A 26315-nucleotide genomic window follows, 5' to 3' on the forward strand; every position below is an offset into this window, starting at 1 on the left:
CGATGGTACTGCAGGGGGGACCCTGTGGGAGAGTAGGACGCCGCCGAACAATTTTTGGAAAAGGCCCTGTTGGGAGCTTCAAGCTCCCAACAGGGCCTTATTCGTATATGTCACTACCTCCCCGGTGAGGGGCCCCGGTGGCACTACCGGTAGAGTCATGGGGCATCATCGGCTGATTCCCTCACAGGAGGCCCCCGGGTGGAGGTTCAGGAGACACGGGTCCAGACGGATCGTGTACTCACCATCCCGAACATCCTCAGCACCGCGCGCCTCTTCGGCGTACCGCTTTTCCTGTGGCTGATTCTCCGGCCCGAGTTCGGCGGGCCCAACAGCGACCTCTGGGCCCTGCTGGTGCTGGCGCTCAGCGGGGTGAGCGACTATCTGGACGGCATGCTGGCCCGTCGCTGGAACCAGATCAGCAGTCTGGGGCGGCTCCTCGACCCCGCAGCCGACCGGCTCTACATCCTGTCGACGCTCATCGGCCTCACGTGGCGGGACATCCTGCCGCTCTGGCTGCCCGTGGTTCTCCTCGCACGCGAGGTCGTGCTCGTCGCGATGGTGTGGATCCTCCGGCGCCACGGCTATCCGCCGCCGCAGGTGAACTTCCTCGGCAAGGCGGCCACGTTCAACCTCATGTACGCCTTCCCTCTGCTCCTTCTGAGTGATGGAAGTGGCCCACTTCACACGACCGCCGCTATTTTCGGATGGGCGTTCGCCGGATGGGGTACAACACTCTATTGGTGGGCAGGAGTCCTCTACGTGGTTCAGGTCCGCCGGCTGGTGAAGGCGGACGCCGCGGCCGACTGAGTTCGCCGTAGTGGACAACCCAGGACCGGGTGCCCGTAGCGATTTCATGGGCCATCGGGCGTGCGCGGTCGGCATGACCGTCGTCTCTTTCGAGGAGGACGCTTCCGACATGAAGGCCGTCGTAATGGCAGGGGGCGAGGGAACTCGTCTGCGCCCGATGACCGCGACCATGCCCAAACCGCTGCTGCCCGTGGCCAACAGGCCGATCATGGAGCATGTGTTGCGGCTGCTCAAGCGGCATGGCCTGTCCGAGACCGTGGTGACCGTGCAGTTCCTCGCGTCTCTGGTCAAGAACTACTTCGGGGACGGCGAGGAGCTCGGCATGGAGCTCACGTACGCCAACGAGGAGAAGCCGCTCGGCACCGCGGGCAGCGTCAAGAACGCGGAAGAAGCCCTCAAGGACGACGCCTTTCTGGTGATCTCGGGCGACGCCCTGACCGATTTCGACCTCACCGAGCTCATCAATTTTCATAAGGAAAAGGGTGCGCTGGTCACGGTGTGCCTGACCCGGGTCCCCAATCCGCTTGAATTTGGAATCACCATCGTCGACGAGGCGGGCCAGGTCGAGCGCTTCCTCGAAAAGCCCACCTGGGGCCAGGTCTTCTCGGACACGGTCAACACCGGCATCTATGTCATGGAGCCCGAAGTCTTCGACTACGTCGAGCCGGATGTTCCCGTCGACTGGTCCGGTGATGTCTTCCCGCAGCTCATGAAGGAGGGCAAGCCCATCTTCGGCTACATCGCCGAGGGCTACTGGGAGGACGTCGGCACGCATGAGAGCTATGTGAAGGCCCAGGCCGATGTGCTGGAGGGGAAGGTCGAGGTCGAACTCGACGGTTTCGAGATCTCGCCCGGCGTCTGGGTCGCCGAAGGCGCGGAGGTGCATCCCGAGTCCGTGCTCCGCGGCCCGCTCTACATCGGTGACTACGCCAAGGTGGAAGCGGGCGCCGAGATCCGGGAGCACACCGTCGTCGGCTCCAACGTCGTCGTGAAGAGCGGCGCCTTCCTGCACAAGGCCGTCGTCCATGACAACGTTTACGTGGGCCAGCAGAGCAATCTGCGCGGCTGTGTGATCGGCAAGAACACCGACATCATGCGTGCCTCCCGCATCGAGGACGGGGCGGTGATCGGCGACGAGTGTCTGATCGGTGAAGAATCGATCGTTCAGGGGAACGTCCGGGTCTATCCGTTCAAGACCATCGAAGCGGGCGCGTTCGTCAACACCTCGGTCATCTGGGAGTCCCGGGGACAGGCCAATCTCTTCGGGACCCGGGGCGTGTCCGGGATCCTCAATGTGGAGATCACGCCCGAGCTGGCGGTGCGGCTGGCCGGTGCGTATGCCACGACCCTCAAGAAGGGCTCCACGGTCACCACGGCGCGCGACCACTCCCGCGGCGCCCGCGCCCTGAAGCGGGCCATGATCTCTGCCCTCCAGACCAGCGCCATCGACGTCCGGGACCTGGAGAACGTGCCGCTGCCGGTGGCCCGCCAGCAGACGGCCCGGGGCAGCGCCGGCGGCATCATGATCCGTACATCGCCCGGGGTCCCCGACTCCGTGGACATCATGTTCTTCGACGAACGCGGCGCCGATCTGTCCGCAGGAAAACAGCGCAAGCTGGACCGGGTCTACGCGCGCCAGGAGTACCGCAGGGCGTTCCCCGGGGAGATCGGTGACCTGAGCTTCCCGTCGAGCGTCTACGACTCGTACACGGGCTCGCTGCTGCGGTCCACGGACGTCAGCGGTATCGCCGAGTCCGGTCTCAAGGTCGTGGTGGACGCCGCGAACGGCAGCGCCGGGCTCGTCCTCCCCAGCCTGCTGGGACGCCTCGGAGTGGACGCGCTGACGATCAACCCGGGGCTGAACGAGTCGCGCCCCACCGAGACCGCCGACGGGCGCCGCTCCGGGCTCGCCCGGCTCGGGGAGATCGTCGCCTCGGCCCGCGCGGCCTTCGGCGTCCGGTTCGATCCCGTGGGTGAGCGGTTCTCGCTCGTGGACGAGCGCGGCCGCATCGTGGAGGACGACCGGGCGCTGCTGGTGATGCTGGACCTGGTGGCCGCGGAGCGACGGAGCGGGCGGGTGGCGCTTCCGGTGACCACGACCCGTATCGCCGAGCAGGTCGCGGCGTACCACGGCACCCAGGTGGAGTGGACGACGACCGCGGCGGACGATCTCACCCGGGTCGCCCGGTCCGAGACGACGATCTTCGGCGGCGACGGCCGCGGCGGCTTCATCGTCCCCGAGTTCAGCAGCGTCTTCGACGGTACAGCCGCCTTCGTCCGGCTCATCGGCTTGGTGGCGCGCACCCAGCTGACGCTCAGTCAGATCGACGCGCGGATTCCGCGGGCCCATGTGCAGCGGCGTGACCTGGCCACCCCGTGGGCGGTCAAGGGTCTGGTCATGCGGCACGTCGTGGAGGCCGCGGGCGACCGGTCCGTGGACACCACCGACGGGGTGCGGGTCGTGGAGGCCGACGGCCGCTGGGTGATGGTGCTGCCCGACCCGGCCGAGGCCGTCACCCACCTGTGGGCGGAGGGCCCGGACGACGCGTCGGCGCAGGCGCTGCTCGACGAGTGGGCCGGTGTCGTGGACAGCGCCGGGCGCTGATCCGGGGGTCTTCCGACGGCTCTTGAACCCGTTTGAACACGTTGGGGCGCCCTCTCCCCGGCCCGGATCCGGCACGCCGGTGGGGCCATTGGGAGGCGGCGCCCCCGACGTGCGACGATGTGCGGCATGTCGCAGCAGCCCCCCGTTCGGAGCACAGAAACGTCGAGCCCGCGCCCGCGTCTCGACGCGTCCATGTCGCTGCTGACCAACGTGATGGACCACAGCCTCGACGACGGCTACGCCGAGGCGGCCGCACGGCGTGGCGAGACCGGCCGGTCCCGTCTGCCGCGCACCCTGCGCGGGCGGCTGACGATGGCCCTCGGCCTGGTGATGGTGGCGATCGTGGTCACCATCGGGGCCGCCGAGGCCCGGATATCGGCGCCGACGCTGGCCAAGGAGCGGGGAGAACTCATCGACCGCATCGAGTCGGGGAACGCGAAGGCGGACGGGCTCGCCAAGAGCGTGGACAAGCTCCGCGGCGACGTGGGGGAGAAGCAGCGGCAGGCGCTCCAGAAGCACGGGGGAGCCAAGGGCGACCTGGTGGCGCTGCTCTCGGGGGCGACCGCGGTGTCCGGTCCCGGGGTCAAGCTGGTGGTCAACGACGCCAAGCAGTCCGCGTCGGGGAGCGGCGGGGGTCCCAGGGAGAGCAACGACTTCTCCGATACGGGGCGGGTACGCGACCACGACATGCAGCGCGTCGTCAACGGTCTGTGGGAGTCGGGCGCGGAGGCCGTGGCGATCAACGGACAGCGGCTGACGGCACTGTCGGCGATCAGGGCCGCGGGAGACGCCATACTGGTCGACAACAAGCCGCTGGCGCCGCCGTACACGGTGCTCGCGGTGGGGGACGGGCAGCGACTGAGCACCGCTTTCCAGGACAGTGCCGATGGGCAGTACCTCCACGTGTTGCAGGAGAACTACGACATCCGCACGAGCATTTCCGCCCAGGACACGGTGCGGCTGCCTGCCGCGCCGAGCCTGATCGTACGTAGCGCAGAACCCATAGTCGGCGGTGCCGGCAAGGGTGGCACCGAAACAGGGAAGGGCACATCGTGATCGCCGTATTGGGCCTCATCGTGGGAGTCGTGGTCGGGCTTGTGGTCCGACCCGTGGTGCCGACGGTGGTCGAGCCCTATCTGCCGATCGCCGTCGTCGCGGCACTGGACGCCGTGTTCGGCGGCTTCCGGGCGATGCTGGACGGGATCTTCGACGACAAGGTCTTCGTCGTATCGTTCCTGTCCAATGTGGTGGTGGCCGCACTGATCGTCTTCCTCGGTGACAAGCTCGGCGTCGGCGCCCAGCTGTCCACCGGGGTCGTGGTCGTCCTCGGTATCCGCATCTTCTCCAACGCTGCCGCGATCCGTCGGCACGTGTTCCGGGCGTGAGGCCGATGACGACCGACGACACCCCAGAGAAGCCGGAGCGGCGCGAGACGCCGCGTGAGGCGGAGCGGGCCGGGAAGTCCGAGCAGCCTCAGCGGGCTGAGCGGGCTGAGCGGGCTGAGCAGCCTGAGATCCCGCGCGGGCCTGAGCGGCCTGAGCAGGCCCAGCGGGACGGAAAGCCTGAGCAGGTCGGGGATTCCCGTCAGGTCCAGGACTCCGAGCGGCCGGAGCGTCCCGCGACGGCGCGCGAGTCCGAGAGGCCGGAGCGGCGCGAGACGCCGCGTGAGTCGGAGCGGCCTGAGCAGGCCAGGCCGGCCGGGAAGCCCGAGCAGCTCGGGGAGTCCCGTCAGGCCTCGGACGCCGAGCGGCCCGAGCGTTTCGCGACGCCGCGAGACTCCGAGCGGCCCGGGCAGGCCGAGAAGCCCCAGGCGGCGGAGTCGTCCGAGGAACGGGCCACGGCGGAGGGGCCGCGCAACACGGCGGAGAAGCCGCGAGACTCCGAGCGGCCCGGCGCGTCCGAGCCGTCCGGGAAGTCCCGGCCGCAGGGCGCACCTGGGCGGCCTGGTGCTTCGGCGCGGCGGAGTGGCCCCGAGCAGCCTGGCGACTCCGAGCAGTCTGCGAAGCTGCGACCGCAGAGCGGACCCGGGCAGCCCGGGCAGCCGCGGCAGCAGGGCGCACCCGAGCGGACCGGCGCGTCCGAGGGACCCGGGCAGCCGCGGCAGCAGCGCGCGCCCGAGCAGCCGGGTACGCAGGGTGGACCGGGGCAGGGGGCGCTGCCCAAGCCGCCGGAGAAGCGCGCGGAGGCGAGCGGGAAGCCCGAGCATCCCGACGGGGAGGAGCGGCGCAAGGCCGCCCCGCTGAAGCCCCCGGCGCCCCAGGCGACACGCCCCGGGCCTGACGGGCCGCCCGGCCCCCGCCCGGCCCTCAGGGCCCCGCTGCCGCGGAGCACCCCGCCCCGCGGCCCGGCCCCCAAGGGCCAGGTGCCCCAGGGCGGCCGGGGTCCGGCCCCTCAGGGCGGCCGGGGTCCGGCCCCTCAGGGTGGCCGGGGTCCGGCCCCTCAGGGCGGCCGGGGCCAGGCTCCCCAGGGCGCGCCGCCTCGGGGCCCGGGTGCCGCGGGGCCGCCCTCGGCGTCGGGGCCGAACGGGCGTCGCCCGGCCGATGGCGCGGGCAACGGCGGCGGGCCGTGGAACGGGCCGGGGCCCCGTGCCGAGGCCGCGCCCGGGGGGAAGCCCGGGGGCGCGAAGGACGAGGCGCTGACCGGTCGGCAGCGGCTGCTGAAGGGCGTGTGGCCGCCCCGGGTGACCCGGGCGCAGCTGATCGTCGCCGTGCTGCTGTTCGGGCTGGGCCTGGGCCTGGCCATCCAGGTGCGCTCGACCAACGAGAACAGCGTGCTGCGCGGGGCCCGCCAGGAGGACCTGGTGCGGATCCTGGACGAGCTGGACTCGCGCACCCAGCGGCTTCAGGACGAGAAGCGCCGTCTGGAGAATCAGCGCACCGAGCTGGAGAACAGCTCGGACCAGGCGGAGGAGGCCCGTAAGCAGACGCTCCAGAAGGAGCAGCAGCTGGGCGTGCTCGCGGGAACGGTCGCCGCGCAGGGACCGGGGATCGAGATCACCATCGACGACTCCCAGGGCTCCGTGGAGGCCGACATGCTGCTCGACACGGTGCAGGAGCTGCGGGCGGCGGGTGCCGAGGCCATCCAGATCGGCAAGGTCCGGGTGGTCGCCAACTCCTACTTCTCGGACGCCGGCGGCTCGGTGGAGATCGATGGACGGAAAGTGACGCAGCCGTACGTCGTGAAGGTGATCGGCAAGCCGGAGGACCTGGAGCCCGCGCTGAACATTCCGGGCGGAGTGGTGCAGAGTCTCGAGAAGGAGCAGGCCACCGTGTCCGTCCGGCGGGAGAAGAAGATCGTTGTGGACGCCTTGCGGTCGGGGAAGCGCCCTGACTACGCTCGGTCGTCATCACGGTGAGGCGGTTCGATATGAGGGTCTCTCGGCGAGACCATGTGGATGCGGGGGGTCGACGCACCAGAAGAGTCGCGCGTGATGGAAACTGTCTGGTGGTCGCGGACGTTGTGAGGATGTCCGGACCGTCTGCTGGTGTGTGCATCGAGGGTTTGTCCTGCCCCACGGGCGGGTCTGTTTCAGTCAAGGGGAATCGCCCGTGAAGTTGTTCGGGAAGTTGTTCGGGAAGAGTGCACGCCAGGACGGCGGCAGCAGCACCGCTCGCCACCGCGCGGGGCGTGGTGGGGACGAGAGCGGAGGGGGGAGCGAGGAGCGCCCGCTGTTCCGGGATCAGGTCGGCGGCCAGGGCGGTGACATTTCGGGCGGCCAGAGCGCGTCTTCTGTTGACCCCTCGGCGGCCGGGCGCATAGGTTTCGAGGACTCATCGGCCTCGCGTAGTGGAGGTCCCGGATTGCCTGTTTGTACGAGGTGCGGGCATCGGAACGCGGAGGACAGCCGCTTCTGCTCCAACTGCGGCGCGCCCCTGCGGGGCCAGGCGCCCTCGGAGCGTGCCTCGGAGACCACGTCGACGATCTCCATCTCCGGCATCGAAGCGTACGACTCCGAGGTGACCGGGCAGACGCCGCTGCCGTCGCTCAGCCCGGAGGCCCAGGCCGCCGTGGAGGCGCTGCCGCTGGGTTCCGCGCTGCTGGTGGTCCGCCGCGGGCCGAACTCGGGCAGTCGCTTCCTGCTGGACAGCGATCTGACCACGGCCGGCCGTCACCCCCAGAGCGACATCTTCCTGGATGACGTGACGGTCTCCCGCCGCCATGTGGAGTTCCGGCGCGGCCAGGACGGCAGCTTCACCGTCGCCGACGTCGGCAGCCTCAACGGGACGTACGTCAACCGGGAGCAGATCGACGCGCCGGTGGTCCTGACCAGCGGCGACGAGGTGCAGATCGGTAAGTACCGGCTGGTCTTCTACCCGAGCCAGCGGGGCGTCGGCATCTGACCCGCCAGGGGAGGTCCGTCCATGCTTCAGACACCGTCGGGCGGTGCCGGTACCGGCACCGCCCCCGCGGGCGGCCGGTCGATGAGTATCGGCACCGTGCTGAATCTGCTGCGCGACGAGTTCCCCGAAGTCACCATCTCCAAGATCCGTTTCTTGGAGTCCGAAGGGCTGGTGGAGCCGCGGCGCACGCCGTCGGGCTACCGCAAGTTCAGTCAGGAGGATGTGGAGCGGCTCGCTCTCATCCTCCGCATGCAGCGTGACCACTACCTGCCACTCAAGGTCATCCGAGAGCACCTGGAGGCCCTGGAGCGGGGTGAGCGGCCGCAGCTTCCTGCCGTTTCGCCGGGGGCGCGGCCGCACGAGCTGCTGGAGCCGGGGACCGACCAGGGGGCCGTGTCTCCCGAGAGCCAGACCGTGGCCCGGGTGGGCCGGGCCGAGCTGCTGGCATCTGCGCAGGTCAGCGAGGCGGAGCTGGCCGATTGGGAGTCGTACGGGCTGATCGCGCACGACGACGGCGGCGGTTACGACGTCGAGGCCGTGACGGTCGCCCGGCTGCTCGCCGAGCTGGGCCGCTTCGGTCTGGAGCCACGCCATTTGCGGATCATGAAAGCAGCCGCCGAGCGCGAGGCCGGACTGGTCGAGCAAGTGGTCGCACCGCTGCGATTGCATCGAAACCCGCAGACCAGAGCGCATGCGGAGGCCAGCGCGCGCGAGCTGGCGACGCTCTCCGTCCGGCTGCACGCGGCCCTGGTGCAGTCGGCTCTGCGGGCCGCCGCGCACTGACCGATCCGGCCCCGACTATCCAAACCGGCCGGGCACGTCCTAGGGTTGCTGTGTGAACGAGCTCGACGTCGTGGGTGTCCGGGTGGAAATGCCCTCCAACCAACCGATCGTGCTCCTGCGTGAAGTGGGAGGCGACCGCTACCTCCCCATCTGGATCGGACCAGGGGAGGCGACCGCGATCGCCTTCGCACAGCAGGGCATGGCTCCGGCACGCCCGCTGACCCACGACCTATTCAAAGACGTACTCGAAGCGGTCGGCCAGACCCTCACGGAGGTCCGGATCACGGATCTGCGGGAGGGGGTCTTCTACGCCGAGCTGGTCTTCGCCAGCGGTGTGGAGGTCAGCGCGCGGCCGTCCGACGCCATAGCGCTCGCGCTGCGCACCGGGACGCCGATCTACGGCAGCGACGGCGTGCTGGACGACGCCGGTATCGCCATCCCGGACGAGCAGGAGGACGAGGTGGAGAAGTTCCGCGAGTTCCTCGACCAGATCTCGCCCGAGGACTTCGGAAGCAGCAGTCAGTGAAGCGGTCTGCCGGACCTCGCTAGCGCATTCGAGTAGCCTTTCCCGGACGAGGGACACGGGAAACCACTCTCAGGGTGATTATCACTCGGCGTGCCGAGTGTGGCGATCGTTGACGCACCCCGGGTGACTGCCTACCTTCGAGGAGGCAGGTCGAGGACGGAGGTCGGCGTGAGAAGCACCGGCGACGGCACGGCAGCCGGCGGTCCGTACACGCTCCAGGGGAGCGCACCGGCCGATCCGGCACTGAAGGCTCGGGTCGCGGCACAGCCCACGGCACCACGGGAGCCCGCCGCGGCGGGAACGGAGACGGTCGGCTACCGCGGCCCCACCGCGTGCGCCGCCGCGGGCATCACCTACCGCCAGCTGGACTACTGGGCGCGCACGGGCCTGGTGGAGCCGAGCGTGCGGCCCGCGTACGGGTCGGGCAGCCAGCGGCTGTACAGCTTCCGGGACGTGGTCGTCCTCAAGATCGTCAAGCGGCTGCTGGACACCGGTGTGTCCCTCCAGAACATCCGGGCTGCCGTTCAGCACCTGCGCACCCGGGGCCTGGACGACCTGGCGCAGATGACGCTGATGAGCGACGGCGCGACGGTGTACGAGTGCACCTCGCCCGACGAGGTCGTGGACCTCCTCCAGGGTGGCCAGGGCGTCTTCGGGATCGCGGTGGGCGTGGTGTGGCGGGACGTGGAGAGCGCGCTGTCCCAGCTGCACGGGGAGCGGGTGGACACCGGCGAGACCCTGGTCGGCCACAACCCCGCCGACGAGCTCGCCCGGCGCCGCAACCGGGCCGGCTGAGAGCGCTCCCACCCCGCGGCCGACGCCCGATTGTCAGTGGTGTGCGGCAGCATCGAACGTGTGAGGGGTGCGCCGACGATTCTCCATCTGGACATGGACGCCTTCTACGCTTCGGCGGAGCAGGCGGCCAAGCCCAGCCTGCGCGGGAAGCCGGTGATCGTGGGGGGCCTCGGCCCGCGCGGGGTGGTGGCCACGGCGTCGTACGAGGCCCGGGTGTTCGGGGTGCACTCGGCCATGGCGATGGCGCAGGCCCGCAGGCTCTGTCCGAACGCGGCCTACCTCACCCCCCGCTTCTCCCTCTACCGCCAGGTCAGCGACCAGGTCATGGGGCTGCTGCGCGCGCTGTCGCCGCTGGTGGAGCCGCTGAGCCTGGACGAGGCGTTCGTGGACCTGGAGGCGGGCGGCACCGAGCCGCGGGTGGCGGTGGCGCGGGCCGTGGCGGAGCGGCTGCGGGCCGACATCCGCGCGGTGACCGGGCTGACCGGCTCGGTGGGCCTGGCCGGTTCCAAGATGCTCGCCAAGATCGCCTCCGAGCAGGCCAAGCCGGACGGCCTGGCGGTCATCGAGCCCGGTACGGAGCGGGAGCTGCTGGACCCGATGCCGGTGCGCACCCTTCCGGGCGTCGGCCCGGCCACCGCGGAGGCGCTGCGCCGGGCCGGGATCCACACCGTCGCCGAGACCCGGGAGGCGGGCGAGGCGGAGCTGGTCCGGCTGCTGGGCCGGGCCCACGGGGCGTCGCTGCACCTGATGGCCAGCGGGCGGGACGAGCGGCCGGTGGTCGCCGAGCGGGACGCCAAGTCCATCTCGGTGGAGGACACCTTCGACGTCGACGTGACCGACCGGACCCGGGTGCAGCTGGAAGTGGCGCGGCTGGCCGACCGCTGTGTGCGGCGGCTGCGGGAGGCGGGCCGCTCGGGGCGCACGGTCGTGATCAAGGTGCGGCGGTACGACTTCTCGACGCTGACCCGTTCGGAGACCCTGCGCGGGCCCACCGACGACCCCGGCGTGGTCAGGGAGGCCGCGGCGCGGCTGATCGACGGGGTGGACACCACGGCGGGCGTGCGGCTGCTGGGGGTGGGCGTGTCGGGGCTCGCGGACTACACGCAGGAGGATCTGTTCGCCCAAGCCGCCCAAGCCGCTCACGACGCCCAAGCCGCTGAGGCCGCTCACGGCGCCGTGGAGGACCCGGAGAGGGGTTCTGGCGCCGAGATGCCCGAGCCGGAGGGCTCGGGCGCCCCAGAGGCCGCTGAGGGCTCCGGGAGGCCACGGGCGTGGCTGCCGGGGATCGATGTGCGGCACGCGGAGTACGGGGCGGGCTGGGTGCAGGGCAGCGGGGTGGGGCGGGTGACCGTGCGCTTCGAGGTGCCCTGGTCGGGGCCCGGCCGGGTGCGGACGTTCGCCGTGGACGACCCGGAGCTGGAGCCGGGCGAGCCCCTGCCGCTGGTCCGGCCCCCCGAGCCCCCCGAGCCCCCCGAGTCTGCCGAGCCCGCAGGGCATCCGGCCGGGAGCGGGGTCAGCCGGTGACGTCGAGCCCGTAGTGGTGGTAGAGCTGGAGCTCCTGCTCCGGGGAGAGATGGCGGCCGACCCCGAGGTCCGGGGCGCCCTTGATCAGCGCCCGGTCGTACGGCACCCGCAGCGTGTCGCCGACGACCTCGCTCGGTTCGAGCGGTACGAAGACGTCCCGGCTGAACAGGCCGGTGCGTACCGCCGCCCACTCGGGCTCGCCGGTCGCGTCGTCGAGGTAGACCTCGTCCACAGTGCCGATCTTGGCGCCCTCGCGGTCGAATGCCTTGCGGCCGATCAGGGTCCGCGGGTCGATGTCCGTCTGCACGCTCTCTCCCACAGGTGGCGATGATCCGGTGATACCTACCAAAAGCCACATCCCCGTACGCGGCCACTCGAGCACCTGGCGGCCAACCCCTCCCGGGAGTAAGACGCGCTGGTACGCTGGCTGTGGCTGTAGACCCCGTGCGGGAGAGTCCTTCGACAATGGTGTCGGAGGCGCCGAAGGAGCAAATCCTCCCCGGAATCTCTCAGGCACACGTACCGTGCGGGTGAGGTCACTCTGGAAAGCAGGGTGGGCCACGGGGAGCACACGCTCCGGAACCCCTCCTCACCGACGGTGAAAGCCGGTCAGGCACGAACGGGCCGGTGAAGCTCTCAGGTTGAGATGACAGAGGGGGAGGCCGTAAGGGCACCCGCGCCGCGGTGCCCCTCGCCGGTCGTCACAGACCAGGAGGCCCCCGCTGATGACCACCCACCGCATCTCGCTCGCCGAACTGGAGCGCGGTACTCCATTCGAGCAGCGTCATATCGGCCCCGACGCCGGAGCGCAGGCCAAGATGCTGGCCCAGGTCGGCTTCGGCTCCCTCGACGAGCTGACCGCCGCCGCCGTACCCGAGGTCATAAAGAGTGCCGAGGCGCTCCGGCTGCCGCCGGCCCGCAGCGAGGCCGAGGTCCTCGCCGAGCTGCGTGCGCTCGCCGACCGCAACCAGGTGCTGCCGTCCATGATCGGCCTCGGCTACTACGGCACCTTCACCCCGCCGGTGATCCTGCGCAACGTCCTCGAGAACCCCGCCTGGTACACCGCCTACACCCCGTACCAGCCGGAGATCTCCCAGGGTCGGCTCGAGGCCCTGCTCAACTTCCAGACCGTCGTCGCCGATCTGACCGGCCTGGACACCGCCGGATCCTCGCTGCTGGACGAGGCCACGGCCGCCGCCGAGGCCATGGCGCTGTCGCGCCGCGTCGGCAAGGTCAAGGAGGGCGTCTTCCTGGTCGACGCCGACTGTCTGCCGCAGACCATCGCGGTCATCGAGACCCGCGCCGAGCCGACCGGCGTCGAGGTCGTGGTCGCCGACCTGACCGACGGCATCCCGGAGGAGATCGCCGAGCGCGGTGTCTTCGGCGTGCTGCTCCAGTACCCGGGCGCCTCCGGCGCCGTCCGCGACCTGCGCCCGGTCATCGAGCGGGCCCATGAGCTGGGTGCCATCGTCACCGTCGCCGCCGACCTGCTCGCGCTCACCCTGCTCACCTCGCCCGGTGAGCTGGGCGCGGACATCGCGGTCGGCAGCACCCAGCGGTTCGGCGTGCCCATGGGCTTCGGCGGCCCGCACGCCGGGTTCATGTCCGTGCGCGCCGCCCACGCCCGCAGCCTGCCCGGCCGCCTCGTCGGGGTCTCGGTGGACGCGGACGGGGACAAGGCGTACCGGCTGGCGCTCCAGACCCGGGAGCAGCACATCCGCCGCGAGAAGGCCACCAGCAACATCTGCACCGCGCAGGTCCTGCTCGCGGTGATGGCCGGAATGTACGCGGTCTACCACGGCCCGGACGGGCTCGCGGCCATCGCCCGCCGCACCCACCGCTACGCCACCGTCCTCGCCGGGGGGCTGCGGGCGGGCGGCGTCGAGCTGGTGCACGACGCATTCTTCGACACCCTCACCGCGCGCGTCCCCGGCAAGGCCGCCGACGTCGTGGCCGCCGCCCGGGAGGCCGGGGTCAACCTCCGGCTGACCGACGCCGATCATGTCGGCATCGCGTGCGACGAGACCACCGGCCGCGCCCAGCTGGCCGCCGTATGGTCCGCCTTCGGCGTCGACGGCGGCGACGGGAGCGGCATCGACGAGCTGGACGCCGCGACGGCCGACGCGCTCCCCGCGGAGCTGCTCCGCTCGGACACGTACCTGACCCACCCGGTCTTCCACCAGTACCGCTCCGAGACCGCGATGCTGCGTTACCTGCGGCGGCTGGCCGACCGGGACTACGCCCTGGACCGGGGCATGATCCCGCTCGGCTCCTGCACCATGAAGCTCAACGCGACCACCGAGATGGAGCCGGTCACCTGGCCGGAGTTCGGCGCGCTGCACCCCTTCGCGCCGGTCGAGCAGGCCCACGGCTATCTGACGCTGATCCGCGAGCTGGAGGAGCGGCTGGCCGACGTCACCGGCTACGACAAGGTCTCCCTCCAGCCGAACGCCGGATCGCAGGGCGAGCTGTCCGGGCTGCTGGCCGTGCGGGCGTACCACCGGGCCAACGGCGAGCCGCAGCGCACGGTGTGCCTGATCCCGTCCTCCGCGCACGGCACCAACGCGGCCAGCGCCGTCATGGCGGGGATGAAGGTCGTCGTCGTCAAGACCGGCGAGGACGGCGAGGTGGACGCCGCCGACCTGCGCGCCAAGATCGAGCAGCACGGCGAGCAGCTGGCCGTCCTCATGGTCACCTACCCGTCCACCCACGGCGTGTTCGAGGAGCACATCACCGAGATCTGCGCGGCCGTGCACGACGCGGGCGGCCAGGTGTACGTGGACGGTGCCAACCTCAACGCGCTCGTCGGGCTGGCCGAGCCCGGCCGGTTCGGCGGCGACGTCTCCCACCTCAACCTGCACAAGACGTTCTGCATCCCGCACGGCGGCGGCGGCCCGGGCGTCGGCCCGGTCGCGGTGCGCGAGCACCTCGCGCCGTACCTGCCCAACCACCCGCTCCAGCCTGCCGCGGGCCCGGCCACCGGCGTCGGCCCGGTCTCGGCCGCGCCGTGGGGCTCGGCGGGCATCCTGCCGATCTCCTGGGCGTACATCCGGCTGATGGGTGCCGAGGGGCTGCGCCGCGCGACCCAGGCCGCGGTGCTCGGCGCCAACTACATCGCCAAGCGGCTGGAGCCGCACTACCAGGTGCTCTACACCGGGCCCGGCGGGCTGGTGGCGCACGAGTGCGTGGTGGATCTGCGGCCGCTCACCAAGGCGACCGGGGTCACGGTCGACGATGTGGCCAAGCGCCTGATCGACTACGGCTTCCACGCGCCGACGATGTCGTTCCCGGTCGCCGGGACGTTGATGATCGAGCCGACGGAGAGCGAGGACCTGGCGGAGCTGGACCGGTTCTGCGAGGCGATGATCGCGATCCGCGCCGAGATCGACAAGGTCGGCTCGGGGGAGTGGCCCAAGGACGACAACCCGCTGCGGAACGCGCCGCACACGGCCGCCACGCTGAGCGGGTCGTGGGACCACCCGTACACCAGGGAAGAGGCGGTCTTCCCGGCCGGGGTCTCGGCCGACAAGTACTGGCCGCCGGTGCGGCGGGTCGACGGGGCGTTCGGGGACCGCAACCTCGTCTGCTCGTGCCCGCCCATGGAGTCGTACGAGAACTGAGCACCACGATGTGAACACAACGATGGGCCCGGTTCGGCGGATCAATACGCCGGGCCGGGCCCTGGTGATGCCATGCCGTCCAGGTGGTCAGCCTAGGCGGCGGTCACGACGTGCTCGGTGGCGAGCGGTCGGCACGGGGCGATGATGCGCCCGTCCGGCAGCAGCTCGCCGGTGTCCTCGAAGAGCAGGACACCGTTGCACAGCAGGCTCCAGCCCTGCTCCGGGTGGTGCGCCACGAGATGGGCGGCCTCCCGGTCGGCGGAGTCGGCTGACGGGCACGGTGGTTGATGCTGGCACATGGCGAGGTTCTTTCGCTGCGGTGAGGTGTATGTCCTGCTGCTCGCTGCGGCGTTCATGTCGGCCGCCCCCCGTTGTGTGTCGGTCGGATGCTCCCAGTGTTGCCCTGCGGCACGGATTCCGCAGGGATTTCGCGGCACCGGTCTTGCTAGATAATGACGCATCACCCGACCGGACGGTTCACCGTGGCGGGACTGTTACCGGGCCGCAGCGCGGCGCCCCGTGGCCCGGCGGACCACGGGGCGCACCGTACGTCGCCGAAGGGGCAGGTCAGGCCGGGGTGCCCAGCAGCGGGGCGGACGTCAGCCGATGGGTGAGGACCGGCAGCAGATCGGCCGCGGGGTGCGGGTGGTGGGCCGCGATGCCGGGCGGTGCCGGGGCGAGCGGCACCAGCAGGTCTCCGGCCCCGAAGCCGCCCTCGGCGGCGTCCGCGGCGGGGTCGCCGTGCAGCCACAGCGCGACCATGTACAGCTCGGGGATGGACAGCAGCCGCGGCTGGTACGCCGACGGCAGCGACTCGGCCTGGCGCAGGGCGAGTTCGGCCGAGGCCACGTACGGCCCCTCGGAGAAGTGCGAGAAGGCCCAGCCGTCGGCGGTGAGCCTGGCCTCGGCGGCGGCCACCGTGCGGTCGCCGTCGCGGAGCATGAAGCGCCATCCGGTGAGTCTGACCTGCGGCGGGCCGGCGAGTGTGGTGATGTCGTCCAAGACGTGGACGGGGAGCGGGAGTTCGGGTTCGAAGGGGCCGGGAAGGGAGCTGAGTGCCGGGGTTCGGACCTCACGGACAGCGGTGGGGGAACCAAGGGCCGTGAGGACGCTGCGCAGGGCGGGCGCGGGGGCCGGGGGCACGAGCAGCGGCATGGTGGGTCGCCTCTCACTTCGGAGACACGGTGGAGCGATAGCGGGCCAGGGTATGGACGCGCGCTGTCGGTGTACGTAGCTCGGTACGCGGGTCAGAGGGGGCCGGGACGAACTGTCCGGGCGTTATCTCTCTGCCTCCTAAAGCGAGTTTATACGACTCATGTTCCGGCAGTGTTTCGGCTACCTGTCCCCGATATTGCGCGCAAGGTGATTTCCGGTCCGTGCGGACGCGGGGATTTCCCCCGATTCGGTGCTGGATGCACGGATATGACCTGGAGGTTTACGTCCGCCGCGGTAGGCTGGATCTCACCGATCCATTTTCCTGGAGCAATGCGCCGCTCTTGAGAGCCTACCGGCTGGGCGGGCCGCGCGGGGCGTTATCGATCACATTGGCGGGCATCATCGAGCGTGGTGTGCGCGGTGCGGGCGCCGATGATCCACTCGAGGAGGTGCTCCGATGGGGGAGAAGGTCGTAGCCGGTGAGTTCGATCCGTCGGGTCGGCAGCGGCAGCGCGGACGGTTGCGGCAGTGTCTCGACGCGCTGTCCCGGCTCCTGGCCGACAAGCGATTCGACCGCCCGAAGAATCTCATGGGGCTGGAGATCGAGCTGAATCTCGCAGGCGCCGACGGGCTGCCGAGGATGATGAACACAGAGGTTCTGGAGCGCATCGCGAGTCACGATTTCCAGACCGAACTCGGACAGTGCAATCTTGAAGTAAACATCGTGCCGCACCGTTTGCACGGCAGGGTTCTGGATCAGCTCTCGGAAGAGTTGCGAACGGGACTGTCATATGCCGACCGCAAGGCGCGCGAGGTGTCCTCCGAGATCGTGATGATCGGAATTCTGCCGACGCTGGCCACCCGGGATCTCGGATCGGCCAACCTGTCCTACGACGACCGCTACAAACTTCTCAACGAACAGATGCTGGCCGCCCGCGGCGAGGATTTCCTCATCGATATCGAGGGCCGCGAGCGCATCAGCTACGCCAGCGCCAGTATCGCCCCCGAGGCCGCCTGCACCTCCGTCCAGCTGCACCTCCAGGTCACCCCCGGACGCTTCGCCGCCGTGTGGAACGCGGCGCAGGCCGTGGCCGCCGTGCAGATCGCCATCGGCGCCAACTCCCCGTTCGTTTTCGGCCGTGAGGTGTGGCGGGAATCCCGCCCGCCGCTGTTCCTCCAGGCCACCGATGTGCGCGCACCGGAATACGCGACGCAGGGGGTGCGGCCGCGCACCTGGTTCGGCGAGCGCTGGATCACCGACGCGTACCAGCTCTTCGAGGAGAACCTGCGCTACTTCCCCCCGCTGCTGTCCACCGGCGCCGACGAGGAGCCGCTGCGGATCCTGGACGAGGGCGGCGTGCCCGAACTCCAGGAGCTGGTGCTGCACAACGGCACGATCTACCGCTGGAACCGGCCCGTCTACCAAGTCGTGGACGGCGTGCCGCATCTGCGCGTGGAGAACCGGGTGCTGCCCGCGGGCCCCACGGTCACCGACGTCATCGCCAACGCCGCCTTCTACTACGGGCTGGTCAGGGCGCTCGCCGAGGAGCCCCGTCCGGTGTGGACCCGGCTGCCGTTCGCCGCCGCCGCGGCCAACTTCGACGCCGCGTGCCGCCACGGCATCGACACGGTCCTGCAATGGCCGAAGCCCGGCCGTTCCTCGTCCCTGGCGCGCACCTCCGCCGTACGGCTGGTCCTCGAGGAACTGCTGCCGCTGGCCGCCGCCGGACTGGACGCATGGGGCGTCGAGCCCGCCGACCGCGACCGCTACCTCGGAGTGATCGAGCAGCGCTGCGCCCTGCGGGTCAACGGCGCGTCCTGGCAGGCCGCGACGTACCACCGGGCGCGGGACAGCGGGCTGGGGCGGGACGCCGCGCTCGCCGCCATGACCCGCCGCTACTGCGCCCTGATGCGGACCGACGCCCCCGTCCACACCTGGCCCGCCGACCTGTCGGCCTGACCGACGCCGGACCTCACCCCGCGCCCGCTTCTCCGGCGGCGACGATGGCCTTCGCCGGGCGGCTGCTGACCTTCACGTCCAGGCAGCGGCCATCGGACCGAATGCCCGCCTTCCGGGCGTGGTCGGCCACGGTGCGCAGCGCGGGGGCGATGTCCGGGGACGCGGCCACCGAGAGCCGCACCGCGTTGCTCCGGCAGGACTCGGCGGAGGGCAGCAGCCCGCCGCGTAAGACCACGACGGCGCCGGTCGCGACGGCGAGCACCAGCGCTGTGGAGATCGCCACGGTCCGGCGTCGGGAGGACGCGCCGGGTCTGGACCCCGTATTGTCCGGTGCGGAGTGATCGATACGCCCGGTGCGATCCGTGTGATCCGCGTGATCGGTGTGATCGGCGCGGTCCATGGCATCGAATATGCCGGAGTAGTCGGGACCGTCGGATTCGTCGGGCCGGCTGTGGCGTCCCATGGCGATCTGTCTCTCCTGGAAGATGACGCTGTCAGGAGGGCGGCGCACCGGCGGATGGCGCCCGGCCCAGCCTGCTCGTGCGCGATCTCGGATGTGTTTTCGAGACCTTAGCGGGGCGGGCGCGCCGATGAGGCGTGAAGAGCGGAAGTGGAGGCAGGAGTGCAGTCAGAGGCGCGTGGGGCGGAGCTGCCCGCGATCGAGGGCGACCTGCCGCGACGGATCCTGCGCAACGAGACGCTGCTCGTGCTGGCGCTGTCGCTCGGCGCGAGCGCCCTGTCCGCGCTGATCAGCTTCATCGGCTCGGTGACCAAGCCCGGCGGTCTCAAGGACCAGGCGGCCACCATGAACGGCTCCCAGGCGCCCGGCCGCCCCTGGCTGGACCTCGCCTGGCAGCTGTTCGGGGTAGCGACCGCGCTGGTGCCGGTCGCGCTCGTGGCCCATCTGCTGCTGCGCGAGGGCGCCGGGCTGCGCGCGATCGGCTTCGACCGCACCCGGCCGCGCTCCGACCTGGCCTGGGGCGCCGCGATCGCCGCGGGCATCGGCGGCACCGGGCTGCTGCTCTACCTGGGCGCGCGGGCGGCCGGGGGCAATCTGACGGTGGTGCCCGAGGCGCTGCCCGACGTGTGGTGGAAGCTGCCCGTGCTCATCGTCTCCGCCGTGCAGAACGCGGTGCTGGAGGAGGTGATCGTGGTCGGCTATCTGCTGCGCAGGCTCGGGCAGTTGGGCTGGACGCCGATGGCGGCGCTGGTGGCCAGCTCGGTGCTGCGCGGTTCGTACCACCTGTACCAGGGGGTCGGCGGCTTCTTCGGCAACATGGCGATGGGCGTCGTCTTCGTCCTGCTCTACCGCAGGTGGGGGCGGGTCGGGCCGCTGGTCGCCGCGCATGCGCTGATCGACATCGTGGCGTTCGTCGGCTACGCCCTGCTGGCGGGCAAGGTGGGCTGGCTGCCCACGGCCTGACCCGCCCCCGGCGGGGGCCGTTCAGACCAGCAGCTCCCCGTCGATGACCGTGACGGCCCGGCCGGTCAGCAGCGTACGGTCGCCGCGCAGCGCGGTGCGGACCAGCCCGGTGCGGGCGGAGGCCTGGAGTCCGGTCAGCTCGTCGCGGCCGAGCCGGGCGGACCAGAAGGGCGCGAGCGCGGTGTGCGCGCTGCCGGTCACCGGGTCCTCGTCGATGCCGACGCCGGGTGCGAAGACACGCGAGACGAAGTCGTAGCCGGAGGCGGGGTCCTCGGGGAGCGCCGTCGCGATGACGGCCCGCTTGACCAGTCGCCCGAGCGTCGCGAGGTCGGGAGTGAGGGCCCGTACGGACTTCTCGTCGGCCAGTTCCACCAGGAGATCGCCGAGGTGGGGGCCGGTGTCCCGGGCGGAGCGGACCGTGGCGCCGAGCGCGTCGGTCACCTCGTCCGCGACCGTGACCTCGGTCAGCGGGGCGGTCGGGAAGTCCAGGGTGATCGTGCCGTCGGGGTCGCCTGCCGCGGACAGCACCCCGCTGAGCGTGGCGAACCGTACGGTGCCGGTCGCGGCGCCCGTCGTACGCAGCACATGAGCGGTCGCGAGGGTGGCGTGGCCGCACATGCTGACCTCGGTGGCCGGGGTGAGCCAGCGCAGCGCCCAGTCGGCCTCGGCCCCCTCGGGGAGCGGGTGGGCGAAGGCGGTCTCGGACAGGTTGACCTCGGCGGCGACCTCCTGGAGCCAGGTGTCGTCCGGGAAGGCGTCGCTGTCCAGGAGGACGACTCCCGCCGGGTTCCCGGCGAAGGGGCGGTCGGTGAAGGCATCGACGATTCGTATCCGCATGGTCCCGACCGTAGGCGGCGGGCCGGGGCCGAACCATGGCCAATCCCCGAAGGGTGGACCTCCTTCTGGCATTGCCATCCGATCGGTTCCGATATATCGTTGAGCCATCGTGATGGATCGAGAATGAAAGGAGCGTCACGATGAGGCACCACCGTGGACATGAACACTGCGGACCCGGCCGGCGCGACCGGGGTGACTTCGAGGAGCGGCGCGCGGCCTTCGGGCCGTTCGGCCCCGGACCCGGCGGCTTCGGCGGACCCCCCTTCGGCGGGCCTCCGTTCGGCGGCCGGGGTCGTGGCGGCGGCGGGCGCCGCGGCCGGGCGCGGCGCGGCGATGTGCGCGCCTCGATCCTGGCGCTGCTGCGGGACCGCCCGATGCACGGCTACGAGATGATCCAGGAGATCGCCGAGCGCAGCGGGGGAGCGTGGAAGCCGAGCCCCGGTTCGGTGTATCCGACGCTGCAACTCCTCGAGGACGAGGGGATGATCAGCAGCGAGAGCGACGGCGGCAAGAAGCTGTACGCGCTCACCGACGCCGGGCGTACCGAGGCCGAGGCGGGACCGCAGGCCCCGTGGGAAGAGGCCGGGCGTGGCATCGACTGGGAGGCCATGCAGGAGGTCCGGCAGGCCGGATTCGGGCTGATGGAGGCGTTCGCGCAGGTCTGGAAGACGGGCAGCCCCGAGCAGCGGCAGAAGGCGCTGGCCGTCATCAACCAGTCGCGCAAGCGGCTGTATCTGATCCTCGCCGAGCAGGACGACGAGGATGCCGAAGGTGAGGGGGTCGCCGAGGGCGGCGGGGGCTGAGTGGGGCGGCGGGCTAGGGGGTGTCTTGTCGGTCAGGCCGGATCAGCGAGCGGCGTCAGGGGGCACCTCCCAGCGGTAGCTGGGGGAGGCGCGAGGGGGCACCTCCCAGCGGTATCGGGAGCCCGGCATGATCGGGAAGACACCCCCTATGCCACCAGCGCGGCGAGCTTGCGCAGCGACTCGTCCAGCGCCGCGGTCGCCGAGTGCGTGAGCTTTCCCGCCATCAGGGACACCGCCGCCCCCGTGAAGTCGCCGTCGACGCGGACCGTCGTCGCGTCCCCGTCCGGCGTCAGCGCATAGCGCATGCCGAGGTGCACGCCCATCGGGCCCTTGCCCCGGGTGGCGAGCACCCGTCCGGGTTCGTACTCCTCGACGGTCCAGGTCACTTCGGCCGGGAAGCCCATCAGTCGCATGTTCTCCTGGTAGGTCGCCGCGGGCTCCGGCGCGGCGGGGGTGCCCTGCGGGAAGCCGTCGTGGGTGACGTTCCAGTCGCCGTACGAGGAGAAGTCGGTGAGCCGGGCCCATACCTTCTCGGCCCGTGCCTCGATGCGTAACTGCGCGCTGACCTCGGCCATGGGGTTACGTCCCTTCCGGGCGTCCGGCGGCGGGGCTGCGCACCGTAGCCGCGCCGCCCGGAACATTCAATACTGACGAGCCGTCAGCTCGCGGTTTCCGGGGGGAGCGCGGCCGCAGCCGCGGCAGGCGGCGCGCCCGGGGCGGGCGCTCCAGCAGCCGGTCGACGTGTTCCCGGCGCAGTCCGTGCGCGGGGTCGATCGGCAGCAGCAGCTGGTCGCGCCGCAGTCGGGACCGGCTCACCAGCCGCTCCGGCATCACGTCGTCCACCCAGGCGAACGGGCGGCCCCCGGCGTACCGCAGGATCGGGGCCCACTTGCGGCCCGAGAAGAGGTCGAGGACCGGCAGCTTCGGGTCGTCCGGCCGCGGCACGTAGCCCGTGAACTCCACGACCGGCAGCTGCGGCAGTTCGAGGAGTGGCGCGATATGGCGGTTGGCCTCGTGCTCCCAGGTCGTGGCCCAGACCAGTTCGTAGGTGGAGGACAGCTCCCGCAGCCAGTTGGCGTGGGTGACGGAGAGGAGGACGGTGAAGTCGAGGATGTCGTGGGCGGTGAACCCGTCGGACGGCAGGACCGGGTTGAGGACACCGTCGATGTCCAGGAAGAGCAGCGGCCGGGCGGTCATGGGACTCCTTGGCGGCACTGTGTGGCGGAAAGGCGCGGTTGTGAGTGGGGGACGGTGCCCGGGGCGGCCCCGGTTGCGTGCCGCGGGGGTTTCGAGGGGTTTCCGAGTCGGGAGGAAGGCGGGGTTCTCTCCTCCCCGAGGATGATTTCCGGTCATCCGCGCCCAACTGCCGTGGGATGCGCACATGCTTCCCGCAGAGGACGCTTCGGCCTCAAGGGACTGATGGGGTGAGAGCGTGCGAAGTCCTACCCTTTCCGCTTCCGGCGACCCGGCCGCCGCCGGGTTCGAGAACCGGCTGAGCGAGCGGCTGACCGCCGTGGTCACCGGGGCCCGTCGGCGCGCCGTACGCGACGGGGACCCCCACCTCGACACGGCCCATCTGCTGCACACCCTGGTGGAGAACGACCCGCGAGTGTGGGGCGCGTTCGCCGGGGGTCCGCCCCAAGTGGTGCGGCTGCTCGGCTATCTGGTGCAGCGCACCATCGGCTACGGGCTCCGGTGGAGCGGTGCGGTCGAGACCTCCGTGACCGGCGCCGGTGACGGGGTGCCCGGCTGGTCCCCGGCGGCCGCGACCGCGATGGCGGCGGCCGCCGGGCGCGCCGCGGCGCGGGGCGCGTTCCTCGCCGAGGGACCCGACCTCCTCGCCGCGCTGACCTACGACCGGGAGTGCCGGGCCGTGGAGGTGCTGCGGCGGGTCGGGGTGGATGTGGATCTGCTGGTCACGGCGCTGGACGGCGGACCGTGCCAGTTGCAAACGGGGTGACGGTCCTGACGTCGGGCTGACATGATGGCCCGATGCACAGCACGCGAGGCCAGCGGCATGGCCAGGGAAGGGGTGTCGGTCTGGGGCTCGCCCTGGTCTCGGCGCTCGCGTTCGGCGGCTCGGGCGTCGCCGCCAAGCCGCTGATCGGGGCGGGGCTCGAACCGTTGCAGGTGACCTGGTTGCGGGTGGCGGGCGCGGCCCTCGTCATGCTGCCGCTGGCCTGGCGCCACCGCCGGCTGCCGCTGCGGCGCCCCGGACTGCTGCTGGGCTTTGGCCTGCTGGCCGTGGCGGGCGTCCAGGCCTTCTACTTCGCCGCCCTCTCGCGCATCCCGGTCGGGGTCGCGCTGCTCGTGGAGTACCTCGCGCCCGCGCTGGTGCTGGGCTGGGTCCGGTTCGTCCAGCGGCGGCCGGTGAGCCGGGCGGCGGCGGTCGGCGTCGTGCTCGCCGTGGGCGGGCTCGCGTGCGTGGTGGAGGTGTGGTCCGGGCTGAGCTTCGACGCGCTGGGGCTGGCGCTCGCCCTCGGCGCCGCCTGCTGCCAGGTCGGCTACTTCGTCCTGTCCGACCACGGCAGCGAGGGGCAGGACGCGGCCGATCCGCTCGGGGTCATCGCGTACGGGCTGCTCATCGGCGCCGCGACGCTGACGGTGATCGCCCGGCCGTGGGAGACCCACTGGCCGGTGCTCACGGGGCAGGCCGACCTCGCGGGCGCGCGGGTGCCCGCGGTGCTGCTGCTGGGCTGGATCGTGCTGATCGCCACGGTGATCGCGTATCTGACCGGGGTGCTCTCTGTACGTCGGCTGTCGCCGCAGGTGGCCGGGGTCGTGGCCTGTCTGGAGGCGGTCGTCGCGACCGTGCTGGCCTGGGTGCTGCTGGACGAACACCTGGGCGCGGCCCAGGTCGTCGGCGGTGCCGTGGTGCTGGCCGGGGCGCTGATCGCGCAGACGTCGGCGCCGAAGGCTGCGGCGGCGGAGCCGGTGGCGGCGGGGCCGTCCCCCGCCGCGCCCGCGGTCGCCGCGTCCGAGTCGGGGCACCGCCGCGCGGCGGTGGACGAGCCTCCGGAGGACACTCCCTAGGGTCTACCCCAGCGACGCGAGATAGCCGGGTACGGGCGTGTCCGGCGCCAGGTCGTCCGCGGGGACGGGTGCGCCGTGCGTCCGGGCGACCGGGACCACGCCGGTCCAGTACGGCAGCGCCATGTCCTCCGGCTCGTCGTTGGGGCCGCCGGTGCGCATCTTGGCGGAGACCTCGTCGAGGTCGAGGCGGAGCACGGCGGTGGCGGCCAGCTCCTTCGCGTTCGCCCGGCGGGAGTCGGCGGCCCGGCCCGGCACCACATGGTCCACCAGTGCGTCGAGCGCGGCCGCGCGCTCGGCCTCGTCCAGCACCTGACGGGCGGTGCCGTGCACCACCACCGAGCGGTAGTTGATCGAGTGGTGGAACGCCGAGCGGGCGAGCACCAGGCCGTCGACGTGCGTGACCGTGAGGCACACCGGCAGCCCCGGGTCCTCGGCGCCCGCCATCCGCAGGGGGCGCGACCCGGTCGAGCCGTGGACGTAGAGGCGGGACCCGGTCCGCGCGTAGAGGGTCGGCAGGACGACCGGGGCGCCGTCGCGTATGAAGCCCAGGTGGCAGACGTACCCCTCGTCGAGGATCGCGTGCACCACGTCCTTGTCGTACGAGGCGCGTTGCCGGGCGCGGGTCGGGGTGGTGCGGTCGGTCGCGGCGTAGGCGGTGCCGTCCGGCTCGGTGGACGGCGCAGTGGACGGCTCGGCGGGCGGCTCGGTGGTCGCACTCATTTGCGCTCTCCTATTGCACTAGTGCAAACTGTCTTTTGTGCTAGGAGAATATCCGATCGAAGGGCGTGGCGCAGCGGAGATTGCGGCCAGCGTGGAGCGGGCGGTCGGCGCCGGGGCGCTGCCGCCCGGCCAACCACTGCCGCCGCAGCGGGAGTTGGCCACGCGGCTGGGCGTCAACCCGAACACCGTCGCGGCCGCCTACCGCGTCCTGCGCGAGCGCGGCGTGATCGAGACGGCGGGCCGCCGGGGGACCCGGGTGCGGGCGCGCCCGGCGAGCACACCCCGCGAGTGGCTCCGGGTCGAGGCCCCGGGCGCGCGTGACCTCGCGACCGGCAACCCCGACCCCGCCCTGCTGCCGTCGCTCGCCCCGGCCCTCGCGGAAGCCGCGGCGCGCGCCGCCGACACCCCCACGCTGTACGGCGCGCCGGGGGTCGCCCCCGGCATCGGCGCGTCGGCTCGGGCCGCTTTCGACGCGGACGGCGTGCCGGACGGGCCCGTCGCCGTCACCTCCGGCGCGCTCGACGCCATCGAGCGCGTCCTCGCCGCCCATCTGCGGCCCGGTGACGCGGTCGCCGTCGAGGACCCCGGCTGGGGCAGTGTGCTCGACCTGATCCCGGCGCTCGGGCTGCGCACCGTTCCCGTCGGGCTGGATGACGACGGGCCGCTGCCGGAGGAAGTGGAGCGGGCGCTGGGCCAGGGGGCACGGGCGCTCGTCGTCACCGACCGGGCGCAGAACCCGACGGGCGCGGCGGTGAGCGCGGCGCGCGCCCGCGAGCTGCGCGCCGTCCTCGCCGGGCACCCCGATGTGGTGCTCATCGAGGACGACCACGGCCACGGCATCGCGGACCTGCCCCTGCACCCGCTCGCGGGCAGCACGGACCACTGGATCCTGGTCCGTTCCACCGCCAAGGCGTACGGCCCCGATCTGCGCCTCGCGGTGCTCACCGGCGACGCCGTCACCCTGGACCGGCTGCGCGGACGGCAGCGCCTCGGTCCCGGCTGGGTCAGCCATCTGCTCCAGGACGCCGTGGCGCATCTGTGGCGCACCGGCGCGGTGGACGTGGCGACGGTCGCGGCGTCGTACGACGTGCGCCGCGACGCCCTGGTGAGGGCGCTGCGGGAGCGCGGAGTCGCCGCGCACGGGCGCAGCGGGATGAACGTCTGGGTGCCGGTGTCCGACGAGACGGGCGCGGTGGCCCGCCTGCTGTCCTCGGGCTGGGCGGTCGCCCCGGGTGCCCGGTTCCGGGTGGCCTCGGGGCCGGGGCTGCGGCTGACGGTGTCTCCGCTGAGCGCCGGTGAGGTGGCCGGGGTCGCCGACGCCGTGGCGTCGGCGGTGGCGAGGGGACCGGCCCCGGCGGGGCGGGTGGACTGATGAAGCTTCCCG

General features: G+C 71.7%; 25 protein-coding genes and 1 riboswitch. Of the genes, 17 read left to right on the forward strand and 8 right to left on the reverse strand.

Translation table 11 applies throughout. The annotated features are described in order from the left end of the window. Positions 1-198: 198 nt before the first annotated feature. From LCH29_RS40985 to LCH29_RS41030, 10 genes are all read left to right on the forward strand, one after another. The gene (locus LCH29_RS40985) at positions 199-807 is read left to right on the forward strand and encodes a CDP-alcohol phosphatidyltransferase family protein (RefSeq protein WP_446466769.1); all 609 of its coding nucleotides are present in this window, start codon (positions 199-201) and stop codon (positions 805-807) included. Positions 808-916: 109 nt separating this feature from the next. Beyond that, on the forward strand, positions 917-3412 hold the full coding sequence (locus LCH29_RS40990; protein ID WP_446466770.1) for a sugar phosphate nucleotidyltransferase: 2496 nt from the start codon (positions 917-919) through the stop codon (positions 3410-3412). A gap of 117 nt (positions 3413-3529) precedes the next feature. Further along, positions 3530-4468: a DUF881 domain-containing protein gene (locus LCH29_RS40995; protein ID WP_446466771.1), complete on the forward strand. Its 939-nt coding sequence runs from the start codon at positions 3530-3532 to the stop codon at positions 4466-4468. Continuing rightward, positions 4465-4797, forward strand: coding sequence for a small basic family protein (locus tag LCH29_RS41000; RefSeq protein WP_014058688.1), 333 nt, complete (start codon positions 4465-4467; stop codon positions 4795-4797). Before LCH29_RS40995 ends, LCH29_RS41000 begins: the two co-directional genes overlap by 4 nt. 932 nt (positions 4798-5729) lie before the next feature. Beyond that, the gene (locus LCH29_RS41005; protein WP_446466815.1) at positions 5730-6767 is read left to right on the forward strand and encodes a DUF881 domain-containing protein; all 1038 of its coding nucleotides are present in this window, start codon (positions 5730-5732) and stop codon (positions 6765-6767) included. Between the two features lie 133 nt (positions 6768-6900). Further along, the gene (locus LCH29_RS41010; RefSeq protein WP_446466772.1) at positions 6901-7752 is read left to right on the forward strand and encodes an FHA domain-containing protein; all 852 of its coding nucleotides are present in this window, start codon (positions 6901-6903) and stop codon (positions 7750-7752) included. Between the two features lie 21 nt (positions 7753-7773). Next, positions 7774-8535 carry a transcriptional regulator FtsR gene (ftsR, locus tag LCH29_RS41015; protein ID WP_446466773.1) on the forward strand — a complete coding sequence of 254 codons (762 nt, stop codon included), beginning with the start codon at positions 7774-7776 and terminating at the stop codon, positions 8533-8535. Between the two features lie 52 nt (positions 8536-8587). Next, positions 8588-9061, forward strand: coding sequence for a bifunctional nuclease family protein (locus tag LCH29_RS41020; protein WP_009713203.1), 474 nt, complete (start codon positions 8588-8590; stop codon positions 9059-9061). 168 nt (positions 9062-9229) lie between these two features. Continuing rightward, positions 9230-9856, forward strand: coding sequence for a MerR family transcriptional regulator (locus LCH29_RS41025; protein ID WP_446466774.1), 627 nt, complete (start codon positions 9230-9232; stop codon positions 9854-9856). Positions 9857-9916: 60 nt separating this feature from the next. Continuing rightward, positions 9917-11380, forward strand: coding sequence for a DNA polymerase IV (locus LCH29_RS41030; RefSeq protein WP_446466775.1), 1464 nt, complete (start codon positions 9917-9919; stop codon positions 11378-11380). On the opposite strand, the gene LCH29_RS41035 is transcribed toward LCH29_RS41030, so the two are convergent. Next, entirely contained in the window at positions 11370-11687 is a 318-nt protein-coding gene (locus LCH29_RS41035) for a PRC-barrel domain-containing protein (protein WP_446466776.1), read from the reverse strand. The two genes, LCH29_RS41030 and LCH29_RS41035, sit on opposite strands and share 11 nt — an antisense overlap. Before the next feature lie 130 nt (positions 11688-11817). Continuing rightward, a riboswitch (glycine riboswitch) is annotated at positions 11818-11915 on the forward strand. Positions 11916-12105: 190 nt separating this feature from the next. Between LCH29_RS41035 and gcvP the strand changes: the two genes are divergently transcribed. After that, positions 12106-15000: an aminomethyl-transferring glycine dehydrogenase gene (gene gcvP / locus LCH29_RS41040; RefSeq protein WP_446466777.1), complete on the forward strand. Its 2895-nt coding sequence runs from the start codon at positions 12106-12108 to the stop codon at positions 14998-15000. A gap of 92 nt (positions 15001-15092) precedes the next feature. Here the strand turns inward: gcvP and LCH29_RS41045 are convergent, their stop codons facing one another. Then, entirely contained in the window at positions 15093-15299 is a 207-nt protein-coding gene (locus tag LCH29_RS41045; RefSeq protein ID WP_009713198.1) for a DUF5999 family protein, read from the reverse strand. A gap of 268 nt (positions 15300-15567) precedes the next feature. Next, on the reverse strand, positions 15568-16155 hold the full coding sequence (locus tag LCH29_RS41050; protein ID WP_446466778.1) for a hypothetical protein: 588 nt from the start codon (positions 16153-16155) through the stop codon (positions 15568-15570). 457 nt (positions 16156-16612) lie between these two features. On the opposite strand from LCH29_RS41050, the gene LCH29_RS41055 reads away from it, so the two are divergent. Next, positions 16613-18115: a glutamate--cysteine ligase gene (locus LCH29_RS41055; RefSeq protein ID WP_446466779.1), complete on the forward strand. Its 1503-nt coding sequence runs from the start codon at positions 16613-16615 to the stop codon at positions 18113-18115. Between the two features lie 13 nt (positions 18116-18128). On the opposite strand, the gene LCH29_RS41060 is transcribed toward LCH29_RS41055, so the two are convergent. Beyond that, positions 18129-18398: a hypothetical protein gene (locus LCH29_RS41060; RefSeq protein ID WP_446466780.1), complete on the reverse strand. Its 270-nt coding sequence runs from the start codon at positions 18396-18398 to the stop codon at positions 18129-18131. A gap of 339 nt (positions 18399-18737) precedes the next feature. Here LCH29_RS41060 and LCH29_RS41065 point away from each other — a divergent pair, with 339 nt between their 5' ends. Further along, positions 18738-19538 (forward strand): CPBP family intramembrane glutamic endopeptidase, encoded by an 801-nt coding sequence (locus tag LCH29_RS41065; protein ID WP_446466781.1) that lies wholly within the window; start codon positions 18738-18740, stop codon positions 19536-19538. Positions 19539-19559: 21 nt separating this feature from the next. Here LCH29_RS41065 and LCH29_RS41070 read toward each other — a convergent pair whose 3' ends face one another. Then, positions 19560-20375, reverse strand: a complete 816-nt coding sequence (locus tag LCH29_RS41070) for a PhzF family phenazine biosynthesis protein (RefSeq protein WP_446466782.1) — start codon at positions 20373-20375, stop codon at positions 19560-19562. A gap of 140 nt (positions 20376-20515) precedes the next feature. Between LCH29_RS41070 and LCH29_RS41075 the strand changes: the two genes are divergently transcribed. Beyond that, the gene (locus LCH29_RS41075) at positions 20516-21178 is read left to right on the forward strand and encodes a PadR family transcriptional regulator (protein ID WP_446466783.1); all 663 of its coding nucleotides are present in this window, start codon (positions 20516-20518) and stop codon (positions 21176-21178) included. Between the two features lie 146 nt (positions 21179-21324). On the opposite strand, the gene LCH29_RS41080 is transcribed toward LCH29_RS41075, so the two are convergent. Continuing rightward, on the reverse strand, positions 21325-21753 hold the full coding sequence (locus tag LCH29_RS41080; protein WP_446466784.1) for a type II toxin-antitoxin system Rv0910 family toxin: 429 nt from the start codon (positions 21751-21753) through the stop codon (positions 21325-21327). A gap of 4 nt (positions 21754-21757) precedes the next feature. Further along, on the reverse strand, positions 21758-22375 hold the full coding sequence (locus LCH29_RS41085) for an HAD domain-containing protein (RefSeq protein ID WP_446466785.1): 618 nt from the start codon (positions 22373-22375) through the stop codon (positions 21758-21760). Between the two features lie 235 nt (positions 22376-22610). On the opposite strand from LCH29_RS41085, the gene LCH29_RS41090 reads away from it, so the two are divergent. Both LCH29_RS41090 and LCH29_RS41095 read left to right on the forward strand, forming a co-directional pair. Next, positions 22611-23138 (forward strand): Clp protease N-terminal domain-containing protein, encoded by a 528-nt coding sequence (locus tag LCH29_RS41090; protein WP_446466786.1) that lies wholly within the window; start codon positions 22611-22613, stop codon positions 23136-23138. Between the two features lie 32 nt (positions 23139-23170). Then, positions 23171-24211, forward strand: a complete 1041-nt coding sequence (locus LCH29_RS41095; protein ID WP_446466787.1) for an EamA family transporter — start codon at positions 23171-23173, stop codon at positions 24209-24211. A gap of 3 nt (positions 24212-24214) precedes the next feature. Here the strand turns inward: LCH29_RS41095 and LCH29_RS41100 are convergent, their stop codons facing one another. After that, positions 24215-24931 carry a pyridoxamine 5'-phosphate oxidase family protein gene (locus LCH29_RS41100; RefSeq protein WP_446466788.1) on the reverse strand — a complete coding sequence of 239 codons (717 nt, stop codon included), beginning with the start codon at positions 24929-24931 and terminating at the stop codon, positions 24215-24217. 37 nt (positions 24932-24968) lie between these two features. Here LCH29_RS41100 and LCH29_RS41105 point away from each other — a divergent pair, with 37 nt between their 5' ends. Further along, positions 24969-26303, forward strand: coding sequence for an aminotransferase class I/II-fold pyridoxal phosphate-dependent enzyme (locus tag LCH29_RS41105; protein ID WP_446466789.1), 1335 nt, complete (start codon positions 24969-24971; stop codon positions 26301-26303). Positions 26304-26315 lie beyond the last annotated feature (12 nt).

This window comes from Streptomyces sp. BRA346, from assembly GCF_052851135.1.